Here is a 16,241-nt window from a genome sequence, read left to right on the forward strand (position 1 = left end):
ATATATTACTGTTTTGGAATAACTTGGTTATCGTCTATAGAGTGTTATCAATGTAAGTAGGAAGTCGAAAACCACCATCTGGACATTCCCATTCTGCACCACCTCCATTCGGGCACTCTGTATCTCCTCCATCACTTTAGAGTAATTATCTAGGGGTAAAGCCGCAGCAATCGCTTGTGCCTCTCGCCCTAAGGCAGAGGAGAGGAACTGCACATCGTGGTCGCCATACTGGAGTGCCAATACCTCCCTAAGTGCTGGGGGCAAAGCATCAAGTAAAGCTACCACCTCAGGTCTATCTAGCTTAGCCACCTCTTGGGCGTACTCCAGAAACACCTTAGGGTCGCGGCACAAAGGCAAACTCAGCAATTGCAAGGCATCGTTCTGGCTGTGTACCTCGCCTCCATTCTGCTCCAGCTGCAGCGCTCTATACAAATTACCCTGAGCCAAGTGCCCTATCTTCATTGCCTTTTCTGTCTCAATTCCCTCCTTCGCTATCAAATAATCTACCAGCACCTCCTCGGGAATCCCTGGCACCGTCACCCGCTGCAGACGGCTGGCAATAGTAGGCAAGAGCTTCTGTGGTTCGTGCGACACCATGACAAACACCACTCCAGCTGGTGGCTCCTCCAATAGCTTCAGTAGCTTATTGGCGGTCTCGGAGCGCATCAATTCAGGCTTCCATATTATGATAACCTGATATTGGCTCTTGAACGAGCGCAACGAAGTAAAATGAATAAGTCTTTCGGCTTCGGCTACAAGTATCTGCAGCTGTTTATTACCCGCACTCTGCAAGTCGCGCCACTCCAGTTCCGAGAAGCGCTTTGCCTTACTCATGAGTTGCGTGAACTGATCTAAATAAAGGTCAGAAGTCGTTTCCTTGGTATCGCCACTCTTAATCACTGGAAATACCATGGTGAGATCGGGGTGCTGTAGACCATCCATTTGCCTACACGATTGGCACACGCCGCAGGGTAATCCCTCCTCCGTCCTATTTTCACATAGGATCTGACGCGATAGCACAAAGGCAAGTGGCAAAGCCTCACTCCCCTCCTCTCCTGTGAGAAGAAGGGCGTGAGGCAATTGTTTTGCTTGGAGAAGAGCACCGAAGTGAGCAACCAACCTCTCCTGCCCAAGGAGCTCCTCAGGCTTTGGCACTATCACCATGCTTGCGGGTCTTAGATATGACCGTAATCGGGCTTACTGAAGTCCACAGCAGCGGTAGGATTGGCATCCTCGCTAGCATGATAACGCATAAACTGGCTACGCTGATACATGGTAGCATGATCTACACGAGTGGCAGCCAACTTGCTCTTAAATTCTTTAATCTCGTGGTACTGCTTACGATCCATCCAGTCAGAGAGGAATTGATTAGCCTCGCGGATAACATTGGCACCCCCCTTATATAGAGCGCTACAATACTGTACAGCATCAGCACCTGCGAGTAGCCCCTTCACAAGATCCTTACCATCGCGCGCGCCATTGGAGAGGGCGATAGAAAGGTCTGGCACACCACCACGAACCAATCCGGCATATCGGAGGGAGTCGGAGAACGAACCTTGATGGCTCAGCACTGAACCACGACTAATCTCCTCCTCTTCAATATCAATATCGGGCATAAAAGTACGGTTGAAGAGTACCACAGCATCGGCTCCAGCGAGCTTCAGGTCTCTAGCGAGACGAACGACGTTGGTGAAATACTTACTTAGCTTGATGATAAGTGGCGTATTGGGCAATACCTTACGAAGCCCCTGAACCATCTTGATCAAATCCTGCTCCGACTCTCCCCAAGGCTGGGTCACCTTAGTCTCCAGTCTCATAACGTTGCACTCTAGGGCATCAGCGCCAGCATCAATTAGCTCCTTGGCATACGTTACCCAGCTATCACTCTTATAAGCATTTACACTAGCAATTACAGGGATATCTACGGCTTGCTTAGCCTCACGGATTACATTTACATGCGATTGTAGGGCATGCTCCTTTACGTAGTGTTGGAGGTAATCCATCGCTGCGGAGTCGTGGTAGCCACTATTCATCTCCTCAGTCATTTGGGTAATATCCTGTTCTATCTCCTCCTCAAAAATCGATTTTAGGACGATTGCACCAGCGCCAGCATCTGCGAGCTCCTTGATCTTCTTGACTTCTTTAGTCAATCCCGAGCTAGCTACGATGAATGGGCTTCTCAGTAGCAGTTTTCCTGCGTATAGTGTTGATATATCAGCCATAAACACATATTAAAATTGTGATTTCACTTCTCCCACAAAGTTAGCAAAATATTTGGGATTTCTGCATACATAGCGATAGACTGTTACGGTGTGTGAAAGGCTCTCAATAACTTGCGGACACTCCAAGAGTACCGAGACCGTAAGATACTCCCTTATACTCAGTTTGGAGGGAAGAGCCTATACAAGGTGAGCGACATTGAGAAGATGCTGGAGGATAATTACATCAGATAAGATGCTCTCTCTCTCTATAATAGAGCTATATATATGGATAATTATTCAGATGATGAGATCGTGAGATAGATATCAGGATAGGTATCTCACGAGTCAACTTGTCGCGCTGTCGACTTGACAACGGTTTTGTGTTACCCAAAACGCCATCTCTTTTCCCTACTTGGCAAGGTGTGTTTTTGTCCGACAAAACTTCGCTTTTCCGACAAAAGGCCTTGCCCCACAGAGGGGGAAATTAATCACTCCAGAGTCGTGCTTAAAACGGGGATAAGGTGACCAAGCAAATTGCCGTTATTCTCTACGATGGTAAAGTCAAAGGTGCTATTTTGGAGCTTAGGGAACCACTCTTTTTGCTCTGGTGGAAATGTTACAATTGCAGAATAGCGATTAAGGGTATCTCGCCTGTTCTCTATGCTTTTCAATTGAACGTCCAAGTCTTCTGTCTCAAGATGGAGGGTCAAAGGAATAGGCTCTTCAATATTGGTCAATACCTTGTCGTTGGCATAGCTTATATAAGCAGTTGTAGTAGGCTCCGACACGTCGTAAAAGGTGATGGTGCCTGAATAGACTTGCTTGTAGGGCATAAAGTAGGCGATGCCAAATAGGACTAGCAATACTGCAAAGAGGATTATGGTGCCGTATCTAACCAGTGCGGGAGGGATCTGCCCCACGATGCTGCGTACCTTTTCGCTCCTCAGTTCGTAGCTTCTTTCTTGTTTCTCCATATTAGTTGCCTAGCTCCAATTGGTTCTTGACTAGCTCATAGTACTTGCCTCGGAGAGCTGTCAAACTCTCGTGGTTGCCCACTTCTACTATCTTTCCCTCGTCAAGGACCACAATTTGGTCGGCATTACGGACAGTAGATAGACGGTGAGCTACCACCACTACGGTTTTACCTTTGTAGAAGTTTTCAAGCTTCTCTGTGATAGTACGTTCATTATTGGCGTCTAGGGCATTGGTGGCTTCGTCTAGAAAGACAAATATAGGGTCTTTATAGACCATTCGGGCAATCAGTATTCGTTGTCTTTGCCCCTGACTAATCCCTTGACCATCCTGTCCTATCATCGTATTGTACGCAAGTGGTAGGCTCTCTATATGGTCTGCAATGTTTGCCGTACTGGCCGCAGCTCTTATTCGATCAACATCTGGAGTGTCGTCACTTATGGCGATATTCCGAGCGATGGTGTCACTGAAGAGATACCCTTCCTGCATCACGGCTCCGCAGTGGCTCCGCCACCAGCTAAGATTGTACTCCTCGAGGTCTCTTCCTGACACCTTTATACTGCCCTCTAACGGCGAATAATACCCAAGCAGTAGCTTAATCAAAGTGGTCTTTCCGCTTCCACTGGCACCCACTATAGCCGTTACCTTGCCATTGGGGATAGTAAGATTGAGATGGTCTAGGATAGGAGTTGGGCTATAGATGTCGTACTTAAATGAGAGGTTCTCCACCTTGATGTCTAAGTTATCTAGTGCAAAGCTGGTGACATGGCGGTCACTATTCTCCTCATTCTCTTCGGTATGAATTTCATTCATACGGTCTAGGCTGATGCTCACATCCTGCCACGAGTAGATGAATTGTATGAGTTGCTCCACAGGACTATTGAGCTGACCGATAATGTACTGCACCGCCAGCATCATACCGAGCGTCATATTGCCCTGTATCACAGCTGTTGCGGCAAGTACAGTAATCAAGATGTTCTTCACTTCGTTGATGGTAATACTTCCAGCCTGTTGTACTTGCTGGAGATTGAGGCTCTGAAGATTGACTTTGAATAAATCTGCTTGCACGTCCTCCCATTCCCATCGTTTTCGCTGCTCACACCCCTGTAGCTTTATCTCTTGCATACCATTGATGAGCTGATAGGTCACATTACGATTCCGTCCGGCTTGCTCAAAGTACTTGTAGTCAAGTGTCCTTCGCTTCTTGAGGAATAGAGTAATCCAACCAGCATAGAGGAGCGTACCGACAACAAATACTCCGAATATCAGTAGGTTGTAGTAGGCAAGAACGATGCTAAAAATAATAAAGGTGAAGAATGAGAATAGCAGATTGAGGCTATTGGAGGTCAAAAACTGCTCCACCCTCCTATGATCTTCAATTCTCTGTAATAGATCACCCAATAGCTTGGTGTCAAAGAACTTCATCGGTAGCTTCATCAGCTTGATGAAGAAGTCACTGATGAGGGAAATATTGATACGAGTAGAAATGTGAAGCAGTAGCTTGGAGCGGATAAAGCTAATCGCTGTACGGCTAAAGAGGAGCATCAACTGAGCCAGCAATACCAGCCAGATGAAACCAATATCTCTTCCCCCAATACCCGTATCGACTATTGCCTGAGTGAGAAAAGGGGAAACGAGCTGAATCAACGACCCCAACAATAACCCCAGTATGATCTGACCAAAATACCTACGATACTTCTTGACATAGCTCCAAAGGAAGGACAGCCGATTACCTTTCTCGAGCTTTCCGCCATCAGGCAGTTCTTGGCTGTAAAACTCATCTGTCGGCTCTAAGAGTAGGACTATACCTTTCTCTTCACCACTAGTCTTAGTACTCACCCAATGCTCACAAAACTCCTCCTTGGTGTAAGTGAGCAACCCTTTCCCAGGGTCTGCGACATAGACCCTATAATTACCTTTACGCAGTCTCTTGACCTTATAAACAACTACAAAATGATTCTGATTCCAATGGGCAATGCAAGGCATCTGAGCTTCAGCAGCGAGCATCTCAAAAGTAACACGACCACCCAGCGAGTGCAACCCTCTTTTCTCTGCAGCTTTACTGATGCCCAGCAAAGACACCCCATCCTTCCCTAAGGCACAATCCTCACGGATTTGCTCAAGATCTGGATGGCGACCATAGTGCTGCACCACCATAGCCAAACATGCAGGTCCACAATCCATCGCATCCTTCTGCTTAAGCACTTTCATATACTACTTTGGGACTTTGACCATTACTGTTACATGCATGCTGGTTATTGAGACTGTTCATAACGCACTGACCTTTCTTTACGAAAGATAAGTTCCACACTAATTCAAGGGTGAGCATATTACCATTCTCTGGAAAAATGATAGACTGTAGGCTGATGAAAACTTTCATAATATCACAATAAGAAATTGAATAATAAACCGAAAGCCTCATTATTCTTTTCTAATATTACAATATCTCAAAGTGTAGGTTATGGCTTCTGTTTCTTTATTGCTAACACTCGGAATGATGTCTAATTTTGTCTCTATTGGTATTAATTGATTGTCATAGCGACCAAAGTCAGTGTATAGTAGATAGGAAACAACATTATCCTTTGATGAGGTGAAATGTGTTTTAATTTTAGTGATAAAACCATCGTTGTCGAGAGTTACAATACACCTGAGCTCATCATCTTTCCTTAATTCCCAAGGCATTTTTTGTTGTTTTCGGATAGAAAATTCCCAAACCTCTGAATTATCTGTTTTCCCCATATATGTACAGAAAAAATTCTTGCGCTCAGATTGGTGACAAAAAACGCGTGCTACGAGGTAGTTTATTTCAGTAGCTCGTTTCCCTATTTTTAGTATTTCACAAGTATCTGGCATTTCTTCTGATGTCACTAGGCTTGTGCTATCCATATACGTGATATAGGCATCGGAAATGCCTGACATGTGCCCCGTGTAATGATCTTTTGAATGGCTTTTATTATATGTAAAGTCCATGTCAAAGGAATATTTCCGACAGGGTAGAAGTAACCACTTTTTCTTTTTCTTAAAATACCTATCTGAAGAAAATTCACTCGGGCTAACAATAATAGGATCTAAAAAATAGGATTCTTCCTCGAGATTTAGAGTGATTACACCCTTAGAAATAGTAAGGGGATCTAATAAGAGTTGTACAGTTTTGTATCCAATATATTTCAAGGTTAATGAATCATTCGGGGTAAAGAGATCAAGAGGCACTTCTATCGTGCCATTTATGGTTCCCGCACGGTGAAAATCCTTACCTATCTTGACTTCTGGATAAGGCAAACTATTTCCAGAAGTGTCAGATACTGTAATCGTGATTTTCTCTTGTGCTTGTATCTGTGTAACGACGCTCAATACGAGAAAGAGGGACAGGTAAATCTTTTTCATTTTTTTGTTGATAACTAAGTTTATAATAGGAGGTGTCCACAAAAGGGGAAATACAACCTTACGCCATTTGGATATGCAATTCCAGACGTATGGGATGAAATTTCCGGACTTTGCTTACGCTAATGTGCCGGTGTTTTGAACCTAGCCCTGTGAACACCTCCAAGATCTTAATCAATGATGTGTTTGGGAATGAAAATCACATTTCAATCTTTCATCAAATAGGAAATTTCCCACCGGTACGCCCATCGCCAAGATCATGGTCTTTCATCCACTCCCAAAGATCGGAAAGTTTTTCTCCAATCCAGTCAATAGCATCTCCTAACCATGAGCCACCGTTTATTTCCGACAACTCCTTGTTATTGAGTGCATTAAAATTCTTAGTCTCTGTCATAACACAATTATTTATTAAATTAATCACAATAGGGGTATCCTACTGTTATTTTAGTACCGTGGCAAGTTACCCACGTTGCGGTGGCTACTATTTGATCAGAATATCAGCCGTTGCAAAAAGGTGGAGGACACGTCCTCCGCTTTCGAGGCGTACCAACCTCTAATCTACGAGCTCTGTAGATATGTTTTCCTACATACATTTCAGCCGTATAGTTCTACCTGAAAAGTATAGTACTCCCCATTTTTCGACAACGGGCTAGTGTTTTTTTCTATCACTGTCACAAACGTACATATTTTCTTTCTTTTTACATCTTTATTTGTTATTGTTATGCAGCTACTACTATTCCATATTCCATGGCAGGGAGTAGCTTGGTGATACTCTGGTGGGGGCGCTCATAGTTATAGAACTTTATCCACTTCCCTATTCCTTGCCGTAGTTCTGAGACTGTATCGGCCGGATTAAGATAGATATACTCTTGTTTGATACTTCTCCAAAAGCGTTCTATCCAAATATTGTCTTTGCAACGACCTTTTCCATCCATACTTATCCTTATTCCCTTTTCCTCTAGTAGCTCTACCCACTTCTTGTTCGTATACTGTACGCCTTGGTCTGAGTTGATGATCTCGGGGCATCCATACTGCTCTATACACTCCTTTACAAGGTCGGTGCAGTTATTAGCTGAAAGCGTATTGGAGAGCTTCCAACCCACCACAAAACGACTATAAACATCTATAACTGCATAGAGGTACATAAAACCCTTCTCCATAGGGATATAGGAAATATCTGTCGACCATACCTGATTGGTTCGCTCTATCTTAAGCCCTCTAAGTAGGGATGTATATAGCTCGGCACAGTACCCTTACTGAGGCTCCTCTGTGGGTAGATCACCAGGATTCCCATCTTACGCATAAGTCGCCTTACACGCTTCTCATTCACTGAGTAACCTCTCAGTCTTAGCATATCACGCATATGCACAACTCCAGAGGTGGGGTGTTCGGTGTGGTACTCATCAATAATACGCATCATCTCAAGGTTCTGCTCACTTTCTCCCTTCTCAACTCTCAAATCTACCACTTTTTGAGTTGTCTAGTTTTTGGGGAGTATTATAGTATACAATAACAGGAATAACAAACAAACTGTGTACTATTTTCAGGAATACCATATTGTCCAAACTATTTTCCATCGGTGGAAACCAACCGTTCCAAGGCTGGAAACTTATCTTTCCAGCGCTGGAAAAGTATCTTTCCATCGGTGGAAAATAGTTTCTATTTGCTGATTAGGGTATGTCTTTCACTAAAATATCAATGAGAGCTGGACTAGTTTTAACCTTTTGGGTTTAGGTATGTACGAAACGACTCTGTCGTTGTTCACGTGGTGGGGGTACGGACGGTCTGGTGTAACAGAATTGTAAGCGAAAGTTGAGCTTGCATGGTGTAGGACTGCTCTAAAGTGCCTACTTTTGGGTAAATTTGCCATCTGATGAGAGTAGATATACTGACCGTACTTCCTGAGATGTTGGAGGCTTTTGTGAATACCTCCATACTGAAGCGAGCCCAAGATAAGGGACTTGCAGAGATTTGCTTGCACAATCTTCGTGATTATACTCAAAATAAGTGGCGCCGGGTGGATGATTATCCCTTTGGCGGCTCTGCTGGTATGGTGATGCAGATAGAGCCAGTGGATAATGCGATAAGTGCACTCCGAGCTGAGCGAGATTATGATGAAGTAATCTACACTTCTCCCGATGGGGAGATGCTTACTCAGCCTGTCGCCAATAGTCTTTCCCTTGCAGAGAATATTATTATACTCTGCGGGCACTACAAAGGCATTGACCATCGTATTCGCGAGCACCTTGTGACACGTGAGATCTCTATTGGCGACTTTGTACTGACTGGCGGAGAGCTTCCCGCTGCGGTGATTACGGATGCCATAGTACGGCTTATCCCGGGGGTGCTTGGGGATGAGCAGAGTGCTCTTTCCGACTCTTTTCAGGATAATTTACTCGCGCCGCCTGTGTATACCCGTCCTGCGGAGTACAAGGGGTGGGGGGTGCCAGATGTGCTCCTTTCGGGCAATCCTGCCAAGATTCATACTTGGGAGATGGAGCAGGCGCTGGAGCGTACCAAACGTCTTCGCCCCAATCTATTAGAGAATAGAGAATAACAATAGATATTACTACAGACCATGCTTGACAAGATCATTATTCTAGACTTCGGTTCGCAGACTACACAGCTCATCGCTCGACGTGTGCGTGACTTAGGAGTCTACTGCGAGGTACATCCTTATCATCACATGCCAGAAGCTGAGGAGAGCTTGAGGGGTGTTATCCTATCGGGAAGCCCCTATTCTGTTTCCCAGCCCGAGGCGTTCAAGATAGACCTGACCAAGTTGCCTGCCGTGCCACTCCTCGGTATCTGCTATGGAGCTCAGTTTATAGCTAGCCAAATGGGCGGAAAGGTCGAAAAGTCTGCCACCCGAGAGTATGGTCGTGCCCACATGGAGATTCTTACTGAGGATCCTCTATTGCAAGGGCTGTCCGAGGGGAATGTAGTGTGGATGTCGCATAGCGATACGATTACCGAGCTGCCTGAGGGCGGTGTGCGCCTTGCCAAGACGGAGTCTATCAATAACGCTGCGTATAGAATTGAGGGCAAACAGGTGTGGGGCGTACAATTCCACCCCGAGGTTGCGCACTCCGAGGAGGGTAATAAGCTCCTTGATAACTTCCTAAATATCTGTGGCGTGAAGCGTGAGTGGTCACCAGCTTCTTTCGTGGAGAGTACTGTGGCTGAGCTCAAAGCAAAGCTGGGGAATGATAAGGTATTGCTCGCCCTTAGCGGTGGGGTGGACTCCAGTGTTGCTGCGGTGCTTTTGAACAAGGCTATTGGTGCTCAACTCACTTGTATCTTCGTGGATCACGGTTTGCTAAGGAAGGGAGAGTTTGAGCAAGTGCTGGAGATGTACAAGCACCTTGGGCTCAATGTAAAGGGCATAGATGCCAAGGCATACTTCCTGAATGAGCTTGCTGGGGTTAGCGATCCAGAGCAGAAGCGCAAGATTATCGGCAAGGGTTTTATAGATGTGTTCGAGGCTGAGGCTAAGAAGATTGAAGACGTGAAATGGCTAGGACAGGGCACAATTTATCCCGACGTTATCGAGTCTATCTCTATCACTGGTCAAGTAATCAAGAGCCACCACAATGTAGGTGGATTGCCCGAGAAGATGAAGCTCCAGCTTGTAGAGCCTCTTCGTCTTCTCTTCAAGGATGAGGTTCGTAAGGTAGGTATCGAAATGGGTATGAAGCATGAGATGATCTATCGCCATCCATTCCCAGGTCCTGGACTCGGTATCCGTGTGCTCGGTGATATTACTGCCGAGAAGGTACGCATACTTCAGGATGCCGACCATATCTATACATCATTGCTAAGAGAGTGGGGCTTGTATGATCAGGTATGGCAAGCAGGTGCCATCCTACTTCCTATCCGTTCGGTAGGCGTAATGGGAGATGAGCGAACCTATGAGTATGTATGTGCGCTCAGGGCTGTGACCTCTATAGATGCGATGACGGCGGACTGGGCAAAACTCCCTCACGAGTTCCTTGCTAAGGTCTCCAATGAGATTATCAATAATGTACGTGGAATCAATCGTGTAGTCTACGACTGCTCATCCAAGCCACCAGCCACTATCGAGTGGGAGTGATTACTCTAGGCTATTAATATTAATCGGGGCTAGGCAGTGGTAACTGCCTAGCCCCGATTAATATTCTTCATATCTGGGTTAGTCGAGAAGCCCTTTGAAGCGAAGCTCCCAGAGCTTGTAGAACCCACGAGTAGAGGCATCACCGCTATTCGCATGTTGGCGGAATAGAGTGCGAATCTCCTGAACTTTCATCAGAATAAGCGGAGCCACTTCATAGCTATTGGGGCTAGCAGGCATAAAATTGAAGCGGAAGAAGCTATGGTCGTGATGATCCTCCTCTGGATGATTCATACACTGAGGTGTAAAGGTGAGCATATCCCACGCTTTCTGATCTTCCAATGATAGTGTGTGCTCGAACATCTCATCAGCACCCTTTATCCCCGTGTAAGAAATCAGGTTGCGTAATGCTGCATCCTCAAGTGCGGTGTCTATAGATGTGAGATTTCTACCTGCGTAGGTCGGTGCGAATACCTCCTTCATAAAGTCCGAAAGGTAGTCCGCAAGAGCGTACTCTCCGCTTTCCATAATGCCTAGTAGCCTAAAGTCGGCAAGTAGGTTGGAGATAACCGAAGATGGTATCAAGCGTTCCATGCGCCAACCATCCTTATTGCCCGATTGGTCGTACTTCTGCTTAAGCTCCTTTGTGAAGAGCCAACTATTCATCTCTCGTACCTGCTTTATACTCCAGCGAAGTGCTTCTTGCTGTTTTGCCTTTGGGATATAGGTCACAGGCATCTGACCATCTCCTTGTCTATTTTCAAAGTAAATCCGACCGCCTACGTATGGTACTACGTGATTGATATGGCGGAAAAATTGACCCGCAAGCTGGGCATGTGCTTCGTACAAATCATCATAGCGCTCTCCCGGCTGTTGTAGCCACTTCTCGAAGTTATTAGCAATAATCTTGAGGTTGGAGATGCCATAGTCTCCAGCCTTGATATGATTATCTCCAAGGTCTTCCGTCTGATCCGTAGGGTCGAGAGTATTCACCTGCTGAGCTCCGAAGCGATACATAGGATCGTTGGCCTTAGCCATAATCCACTTGTCTAGCATCTTCGCTTCATCTCTATAGCACTTCGCCTCTGGGATATAGCGGTAGCCCCAGTTGATGGCATGTATATCGTATACACCGATCAGTGGGGGTGTGAGCTTTACACCACGCTCCACATCCCCAGGCTGTGCCACGTAGTTGTTACGAGCATAGTCCATAATCGATGGTGTGGTGCCGTACTTTTGGGTAAACTGAGGGTCTCTGAGTTTCTCCACTGGGAAGGAGAAGCTAGCACCCATGTTGTGCATCAGTCCCAGCGTGTGCCCAATCTCGTGAGCGGCTACATAGCGCATCGCCTCAGCCATTACTTCATCGGGGAGTACGTTGGTTCGTACCCTCTTATCCGCCGCTGCCGTTTGGGTAAATCTCCAGTGATGGAGTAGCGAGAGCACATTATGGTACCAGATGACATCGGCATTAAGAATCTCTCCACTCCTAGGGTCTATGAAGCTAGGCCCCATAGCATTGGCAATACTCGTTGTAGCGTACTTAACACAAGAAAAACGGAGGTCGTCGGGGTCGAAGTCAGGGTTCTCCTCTTTGCTAGGGTAAAGACGTGCTTCTATCGCATTCTTAAATCCCGCAGCCTCAAAGGCGATATTCCAATCATTGATACCATCCATAACCGCTTGTCTCCACTTCTCTGGGAAAACCGTATCCACGTAGAAGACAATCTTCTGGAGAGGTTCCACCAGTTCACCTCTATTATAGGCGAGCGTATCGCTAGGCTCTAGGCGCCAACGGTGGATAATCTGGAAGTTCTCTATCTTGTCCAGCTTCGTGGTGAATCGGTTGCGCCTAGAGGAGAAATAGCCTACACGATTATCTTGCAGTCTTGGCTTCATGGGCTTCTCCGGAAGCAATACTACCGAACGGTGTACCTCTATAGTATAGGGGTAATTATCCTTACGATAGGATAAGATACTCTTAATCTCAACATTCCTTGGGAAGCTGCGTGCCGAGGAGATATAGCTCGAACCTCTCTGCATACTTCCTGCCACCTTGCTATCTTCGGCTGGGTCTATGTTGCCCTCACCCCCTAGAAAGAAGTCTGTGACATCGATCACTACATTATTGGCGTTCTCTGCTTCCACTCTGAAGCTCGTGAGGATAGGCTCCTCGAAGTTGCGCTTAAACGATGGCGCAATAGGGTCATCCTCATCTACGAAGTTGAGGGTCTCCACTGAGTACATATATACTTTGTCGCCCTGCTTCTTTAGCCGAATCATGAAAGGTTCGCTCACCATCTGACCTGCTACAGCATCCGCAGTGTTGGAAGTACGGGAGATACGGTTAGAGATTAGTAGTGGCTTATTCCAAATGGAGTCAGAGAGCTCGAAGTAAAGATTATCCTTCTTCTTTATGACTACCACGAGTCCACTATCTACCTCTGCCTTCTCTACGAGGTCTTGGTATTTTCTCGTCTTTTCATCTGGCGCATCTTTGGCTCTCGCTTCAGCCTCTTCCTTTGCTTTTTGTCGCTTGCTCTTGAAGATATCTCCCAGCTTTAGCTCCTCCTGAGCATGGCTTGCAGATGGATAGACCATGCTTATCCCAATTGCAAGAAGTAGCAGTACAAGTGTCTTTCTCATTATTCTTTATTGATTCCTAAAAGTTGTTCAGCAAAACCGATTCCATAGGCGAAGTGTTGCACATATGTAGCAGCCACAGCATAGCCCGCTAGTTTCAGTGATTGTCCCTTGGCATAGACGTCAAATACAATCGCCAAGATATAGGCAACAAGTATCCCCCAGAGTGCAATGCTCCCGCTCAGTAGTACCACGATATTGAATAGCACAAAGAGGGTGGGGAGCGTATGAGCTAGTTTGAGCGTGCCTGGATGGTACTTGTTCAGTACTATTCTGGCTCGCCCACTATGGCGGATTTGTCGGAAAAAGTCTGCAAAAGTACCCCTACGCTTATGATAAACCCATACTTCCTCAAATAGCTCCGACTTTCCGCCCATCGCCAAAGCCCTCATGCTGAGGTCTAGGTCTTCGCCATAGCGCATACCATTGCGGAAACCCTTTAGCTGGGCAAAGAGAGAGCGCCTAATGCCCATATTGAAAGTACGGGGATAGAACCTATCCACACTCCCTTTCTTGCCACGGATACCGCCCGTAGTCAGCAGAGAAGTCATGGAGTAGTCTATCGCTTTCTGTATCAATGTAAAATCCTCCCTTGCTCTATCCGGTCCGCCCCACAGGTCACAGCTACTATTCTGTAGCGCTTTCTCCAGAGCCACCATGTAGTGGTTGGGCAGCACCGCGTCACTATCTAGGAATATCACCCATTCCCCCTTGGCTGCATCGGCTCCTCTGTTGCGCGCACCCCCAGGGCCTGTATTCTCCTGTGTGATATAGCGAATAGGGAGGTCAAAACTCCTAATCACCTCTTCCGATGGATTCGTGGAGCCATCTTCCACCACAATAATCTCATAGGGCACTCCGCTCTCATCTAGTTGAGTAAATGAGTGGAGCAATTCCCTTAGCTCATCGGGTCGGTTGTAGATAGGTATGATAAATGAAATGTCCATGTTATCTCTCCTGCATAATTGCTTTTCTATAGGCATCTAAGTATTGTGGATAGAAGTTGCCCCAACTAGCCTTCTTGGCTAGCGCCATTGCCCTTTTCTTGCTTGTGCTTACTGCCTCTGGCTCAAACGAACTGAAGCGGCATGCCTTATTGGCAATCGTCTCGGCTAGCTCCTCAAAGTTGTCGTCCTCCCTCGAGAGTGCTTTAGCCCCGAAGCACAGACAGTTCTTGTCATTCGTCTTCATCGCCCACATGCCGAAACCCGCCTTGTCTGTAGTGAGAGTAGGCACGCCAAAGGCGATACTCTCCAATGGGGTGTAGCCCCAAGGCTCGTAGTAACTAGCGAAGATGCTTAGGTCTAGAGCCGGGAGTAGATCGTAGTATTTGATATTGAGGACGCCATCGGAGCCATCTAGGTACGCTGGGAGGAATATAGGATACACCTTCTCGCCCCATGAACCAGTCAAGGCGTGTAGGTGCCCCAAGGTTGGATTGTCCAGTCCATCATACAACTCGTGCGTAAGGTAGGGCATCTGCATGGGCATGGTTAGTTCTTCTTCGTTCTTGAGCGCAGCCATAAGCTCTGGTCTTGGAGCCCCCGACCAGCTGGGTACTAGGATAAGGGCTATCACTTCCCTCTCGGGCTGCTTTGTAGCTGTCCTCCTGATGGCATCGATGTAGATATCTAGCCCCTTATTACGGTATTCGCTTCGTCCCGATGTCGCTATTATAAAAGCCTCCTCCGACAGTCGCTTCCCATAGAGCTTTTCAGCAAGAGAGATAATTGCTTTTCTACCCGTCCGTCTCAGCCCAGCACGCTTATGCCCCGAAGGGATAAATCCTTGCTCAAAACCATTATAGAGTAGGGCATCGGGGCGCTTCTCGAGCAATTGCTCTGCTTCACGCGCTGTCACCTCACTCACCGTACCAAAAGCGTCTGCGGTATGTGCGGCCCTTTTCTCCACCTGATGCTTGCACATCACACCGAGTTCATTGGCCATCTGGTCGCCATTGTAGTTGGACATTTGGCTGTAGAGCGGTTTGCCATTCCCTGCGATAGACCTGCCTACCGAAGTTGCATGCGTGATGAAGATGTTGCGTACTTCAGGAGTCGTCATCCTCAAGTAGAGTAGCCCCATCCCCGTTGTCCATTCGTTGAATATCGCCACTGGATGCTCGCTAGGTTGTAGTGCTACCAACGCTGCCATCACCCTAGCCACAGCTATAGCGAAGAGACATGATTCGTCGTAGTCGCCATACCCAATATCACCCCTAATTCCATAGCGTTCCCACATCTGGAAGTAGAGGGTGTCCTTTTCTTTCCACAGAGGGGCAAAATCTACAAGAGCGACCCTGGGTTCACCAATAATATTCCAAGTACCAACGGTTACAGGTAGACCGCATCTCTCGCTTAGAGCGCTAGCCAACTCCCTGTCCGATTTTTTGCGAGAAGGGCAAAAGTCTGGTTGCTTCCCCTCTAGTTTGGGCCCGATGAATAGCACATGCTCCCTTCCATGATGCTCCACCATAGTGGCAGCTCGTGTGCTCAACACTGTGTATATACCACCTACTTTATTGCAAACCTCCCACGATGTCTCCAGTAGAAGAGTAGGCTGAATCTCATTCTTCATATCAAAATAAAAGACTGAGCACCTCCTTGGCTTTCCCAGAAGGTGCTCAGAAAATAACACATAAGTTGACCTACGAGGATTCGAACCTCGACAAACAGAACCAAAACCTGTTGTGCTACCATTACACCATAGGTCAGTACCCACCTAAGTCTTCAAGTCCTCCGACAAAGGCACTGCAAAGATACTAAATTATTTCTATTATACAAATATAGGAGCCTCGCTAAACTAGCGACTTTAGATGGGTGCTATTACTAAAGGGTGCTGCCTCTCTCTCTAATCGACGAATAATCAAGTATTTCGGCTGACTCCTATGGTAGGTTGGAAGCGGTTTAGGGGATACACAAATTGTTGTTGGTATCGCAGCCAAAGTGGCTCGC

At 46.6% G+C, this 16,241-nt stretch carries 13 protein-coding genes, 1 tRNA gene and 1 pseudogene; 3 read left to right on the plus strand and 12 right to left on the minus strand.

Translation table 11 applies throughout. The features are described 5' to 3' along the window. Positions 1 to 27: 27 nt before the first annotated feature. Positions 28 to 1,164: a DNA polymerase III subunit gene (locus tag IX315_RS05795; protein WP_211638589.1), complete on the minus strand. Its 1,137-nt coding sequence runs from the start codon at positions 1,162 to 1,164 to the stop codon at positions 28 to 30. Between the two features lie 11 nt (positions 1,165 to 1,175). Continuing rightward, positions 1,176 to 2,222, minus strand: a complete 1,047-nt coding sequence (locus tag IX315_RS05800; protein WP_018359310.1) for a dihydroorotate dehydrogenase-like protein — start codon at positions 2,220 to 2,222, stop codon at positions 1,176 to 1,178. A gap of 88 nt (positions 2,223 to 2,310) precedes the next feature. Here IX315_RS05800 and IX315_RS05805 point away from each other — a divergent pair. Beyond that, positions 2,311 to 2,453 (plus strand): annotated as a pseudogene (locus IX315_RS05805) (helix-turn-helix domain-containing protein); the annotation flags it as partial. A gap of 236 nt (positions 2,454 to 2,689) precedes the next feature. Here IX315_RS05805 and IX315_RS05810 read toward each other — a convergent pair. From IX315_RS05810 to IX315_RS05835, 6 genes are all read right to left on the minus strand, one after another. Further along, positions 2,690 to 3,175 carry a hypothetical protein gene (locus IX315_RS05810; RefSeq protein WP_211837264.1) on the minus strand — a complete coding sequence of 162 codons (486 nt, stop codon included), beginning with the start codon at positions 3,173 to 3,175 and terminating at the stop codon, positions 2,690 to 2,692. 1 nt (position 3,176) lies between these two features. Further along, positions 3,177 to 5,384, minus strand: a complete 2,208-nt coding sequence (locus IX315_RS05815) for a peptidase domain-containing ABC transporter (protein ID WP_211837265.1) — start codon at positions 5,382 to 5,384, stop codon at positions 3,177 to 3,179. Positions 5,385 to 5,594: 210 nt separating this feature from the next. Continuing rightward, positions 5,595 to 6,557, minus strand: a complete 963-nt coding sequence (locus tag IX315_RS05820; protein WP_211637498.1) for a hypothetical protein — start codon at positions 6,555 to 6,557, stop codon at positions 5,595 to 5,597. A 214-nt stretch (positions 6,558 to 6,771) separates the two neighbouring features. Next, entirely contained in the window at positions 6,772 to 6,948 is a 177-nt protein-coding gene (locus IX315_RS05825) for a bacteriocin (RefSeq protein WP_211637496.1), read from the minus strand. 325 nt (positions 6,949 to 7,273) lie between these two features. Next, a complete protein-coding gene (locus IX315_RS05830) occupies positions 7,274 to 7,762 on the minus strand; it encodes an IS3 family transposase (RefSeq protein WP_211639662.1) in 489 nt (162 codons plus the stop codon). After that, on the minus strand, positions 7,759 to 8,013 hold the full coding sequence (locus tag IX315_RS05835) for an IS3 family transposase (RefSeq protein WP_211639655.1): 255 nt from the start codon (positions 8,011 to 8,013) through the stop codon (positions 7,759 to 7,761). Before IX315_RS05835 ends, IX315_RS05830 begins: the two co-directional genes overlap by 4 nt. Positions 8,014 to 8,427: 414 nt before the next feature. On the opposite strand from IX315_RS05835, the gene trmD reads away from it, so the two are divergent. Continuing rightward, positions 8,428 to 9,111, plus strand: coding sequence for a tRNA (guanosine(37)-N1)-methyltransferase TrmD (gene trmD, locus IX315_RS05840; protein WP_018357500.1), 684 nt, complete (start codon positions 8,428 to 8,430; stop codon positions 9,109 to 9,111). Positions 9,112 to 9,132: 21 nt separating this feature from the next. After that, on the plus strand, positions 9,133 to 10,647 hold the full coding sequence (gene guaA / locus IX315_RS05845; protein ID WP_018357501.1) for a glutamine-hydrolyzing GMP synthase: 1,515 nt from the start codon (positions 9,133 to 9,135) through the stop codon (positions 10,645 to 10,647). Between the two features lie 78 nt (positions 10,648 to 10,725). On the opposite strand, the gene IX315_RS05850 is transcribed toward guaA, so the two are convergent. From IX315_RS05850 to IX315_RS05865, 4 genes are all read right to left on the minus strand, one after another. Then, entirely contained in the window at positions 10,726 to 13,290 is a 2,565-nt protein-coding gene (locus IX315_RS05850; RefSeq protein WP_211837266.1) for a zinc-dependent metalloprotease, read from the minus strand. After that, entirely contained in the window at positions 13,290 to 14,234 is a 945-nt protein-coding gene (locus IX315_RS05855; protein ID WP_211637359.1) for a glycosyltransferase family 2 protein, read from the minus strand. Before IX315_RS05855 ends, IX315_RS05850 begins: the two co-directional genes overlap by 1 nt. A gap of 1 nt (position 14,235) precedes the next feature. After that, on the minus strand, positions 14,236 to 15,864 hold the full coding sequence (locus tag IX315_RS05860; RefSeq protein WP_211835971.1) for a glycosyltransferase: 1,629 nt from the start codon (positions 15,862 to 15,864) through the stop codon (positions 14,236 to 14,238). Between the two features lie 65 nt (positions 15,865 to 15,929). After that, positions 15,930 to 16,000, minus strand: a tRNA-Gln gene (locus IX315_RS05865). Positions 16,001 to 16,241: the final 241 nt, after the last annotated feature.

This window comes from Porphyromonas levii (assembly GCF_018206105.1).
In the GTDB taxonomy this organism is placed as follows: domain Bacteria; phylum Bacteroidota; class Bacteroidia; order Bacteroidales; family Porphyromonadaceae; genus Porphyromonas_A; species Porphyromonas_A levii.

What these genes read in the sequence shown, in the direction of transcription:
- IX315_RS05850 (WP_211837266.1), bottom strand. Translation starts at nt 13,290, where the DNA reads ATGAGAAAGACACTTGTACTGCTACTTCTTGCAATTGGGATAAGCATG.
- guaA (WP_018357501.1), top strand. Translation starts at nt 9,133, where the DNA reads ATGCTTGACAAGATCATTATTCTAGACTTCGGTTCGCAGACTACACAG.
- IX315_RS05825 (WP_211637496.1), bottom strand. Translation starts at nt 6,948, where the DNA reads ATGACAGAGACTAAGAATTTTAATGCACTCAATAACAAGGAGTTGTCG.
- IX315_RS05820 (WP_211637498.1), bottom strand. Translation starts at nt 6,557, where the DNA reads ATGAAAAAGATTTACCTGTCCCTCTTTCTCGTATTGAGCGTCGTTACA.
- IX315_RS05810 (WP_211837264.1), bottom strand. Translation starts at nt 3,175, where the DNA reads ATGGAGAAACAAGAAAGAAGCTACGAACTGAGGAGCGAAAAGGTACGC.
- IX315_RS05860 (WP_211835971.1), bottom strand. Translation starts at nt 15,864, where the DNA reads ATGAAGAATGAGATTCAGCCTACTCTTCTACTGGAGACATCGTGGGAG.
- IX315_RS05800 (WP_018359310.1), bottom strand. Translation starts at nt 2,222, where the DNA reads ATGGCTGATATATCAACACTATACGCAGGAAAACTGCTACTGAGAAGC.
- IX315_RS05795 (WP_211638589.1), bottom strand. Translation starts at nt 1,164, where the DNA reads ATGGTGATAGTGCCAAAGCCTGAGGAGCTCCTTGGGCAGGAGAGGTTG.
- trmD (WP_018357500.1), top strand. Translation starts at nt 8,428, where the DNA reads ATGAGAGTAGATATACTGACCGTACTTCCTGAGATGTTGGAGGCTTTT.
- IX315_RS05815 (WP_211837265.1), bottom strand. Translation starts at nt 5,384, where the DNA reads ATGAAAGTGCTTAAGCAGAAGGATGCGATGGATTGTGGACCTGCATGT.
- IX315_RS05855 (WP_211637359.1), bottom strand. Translation starts at nt 14,234, where the DNA reads ATGGACATTTCATTTATCATACCTATCTACAACCGACCCGATGAGCTA.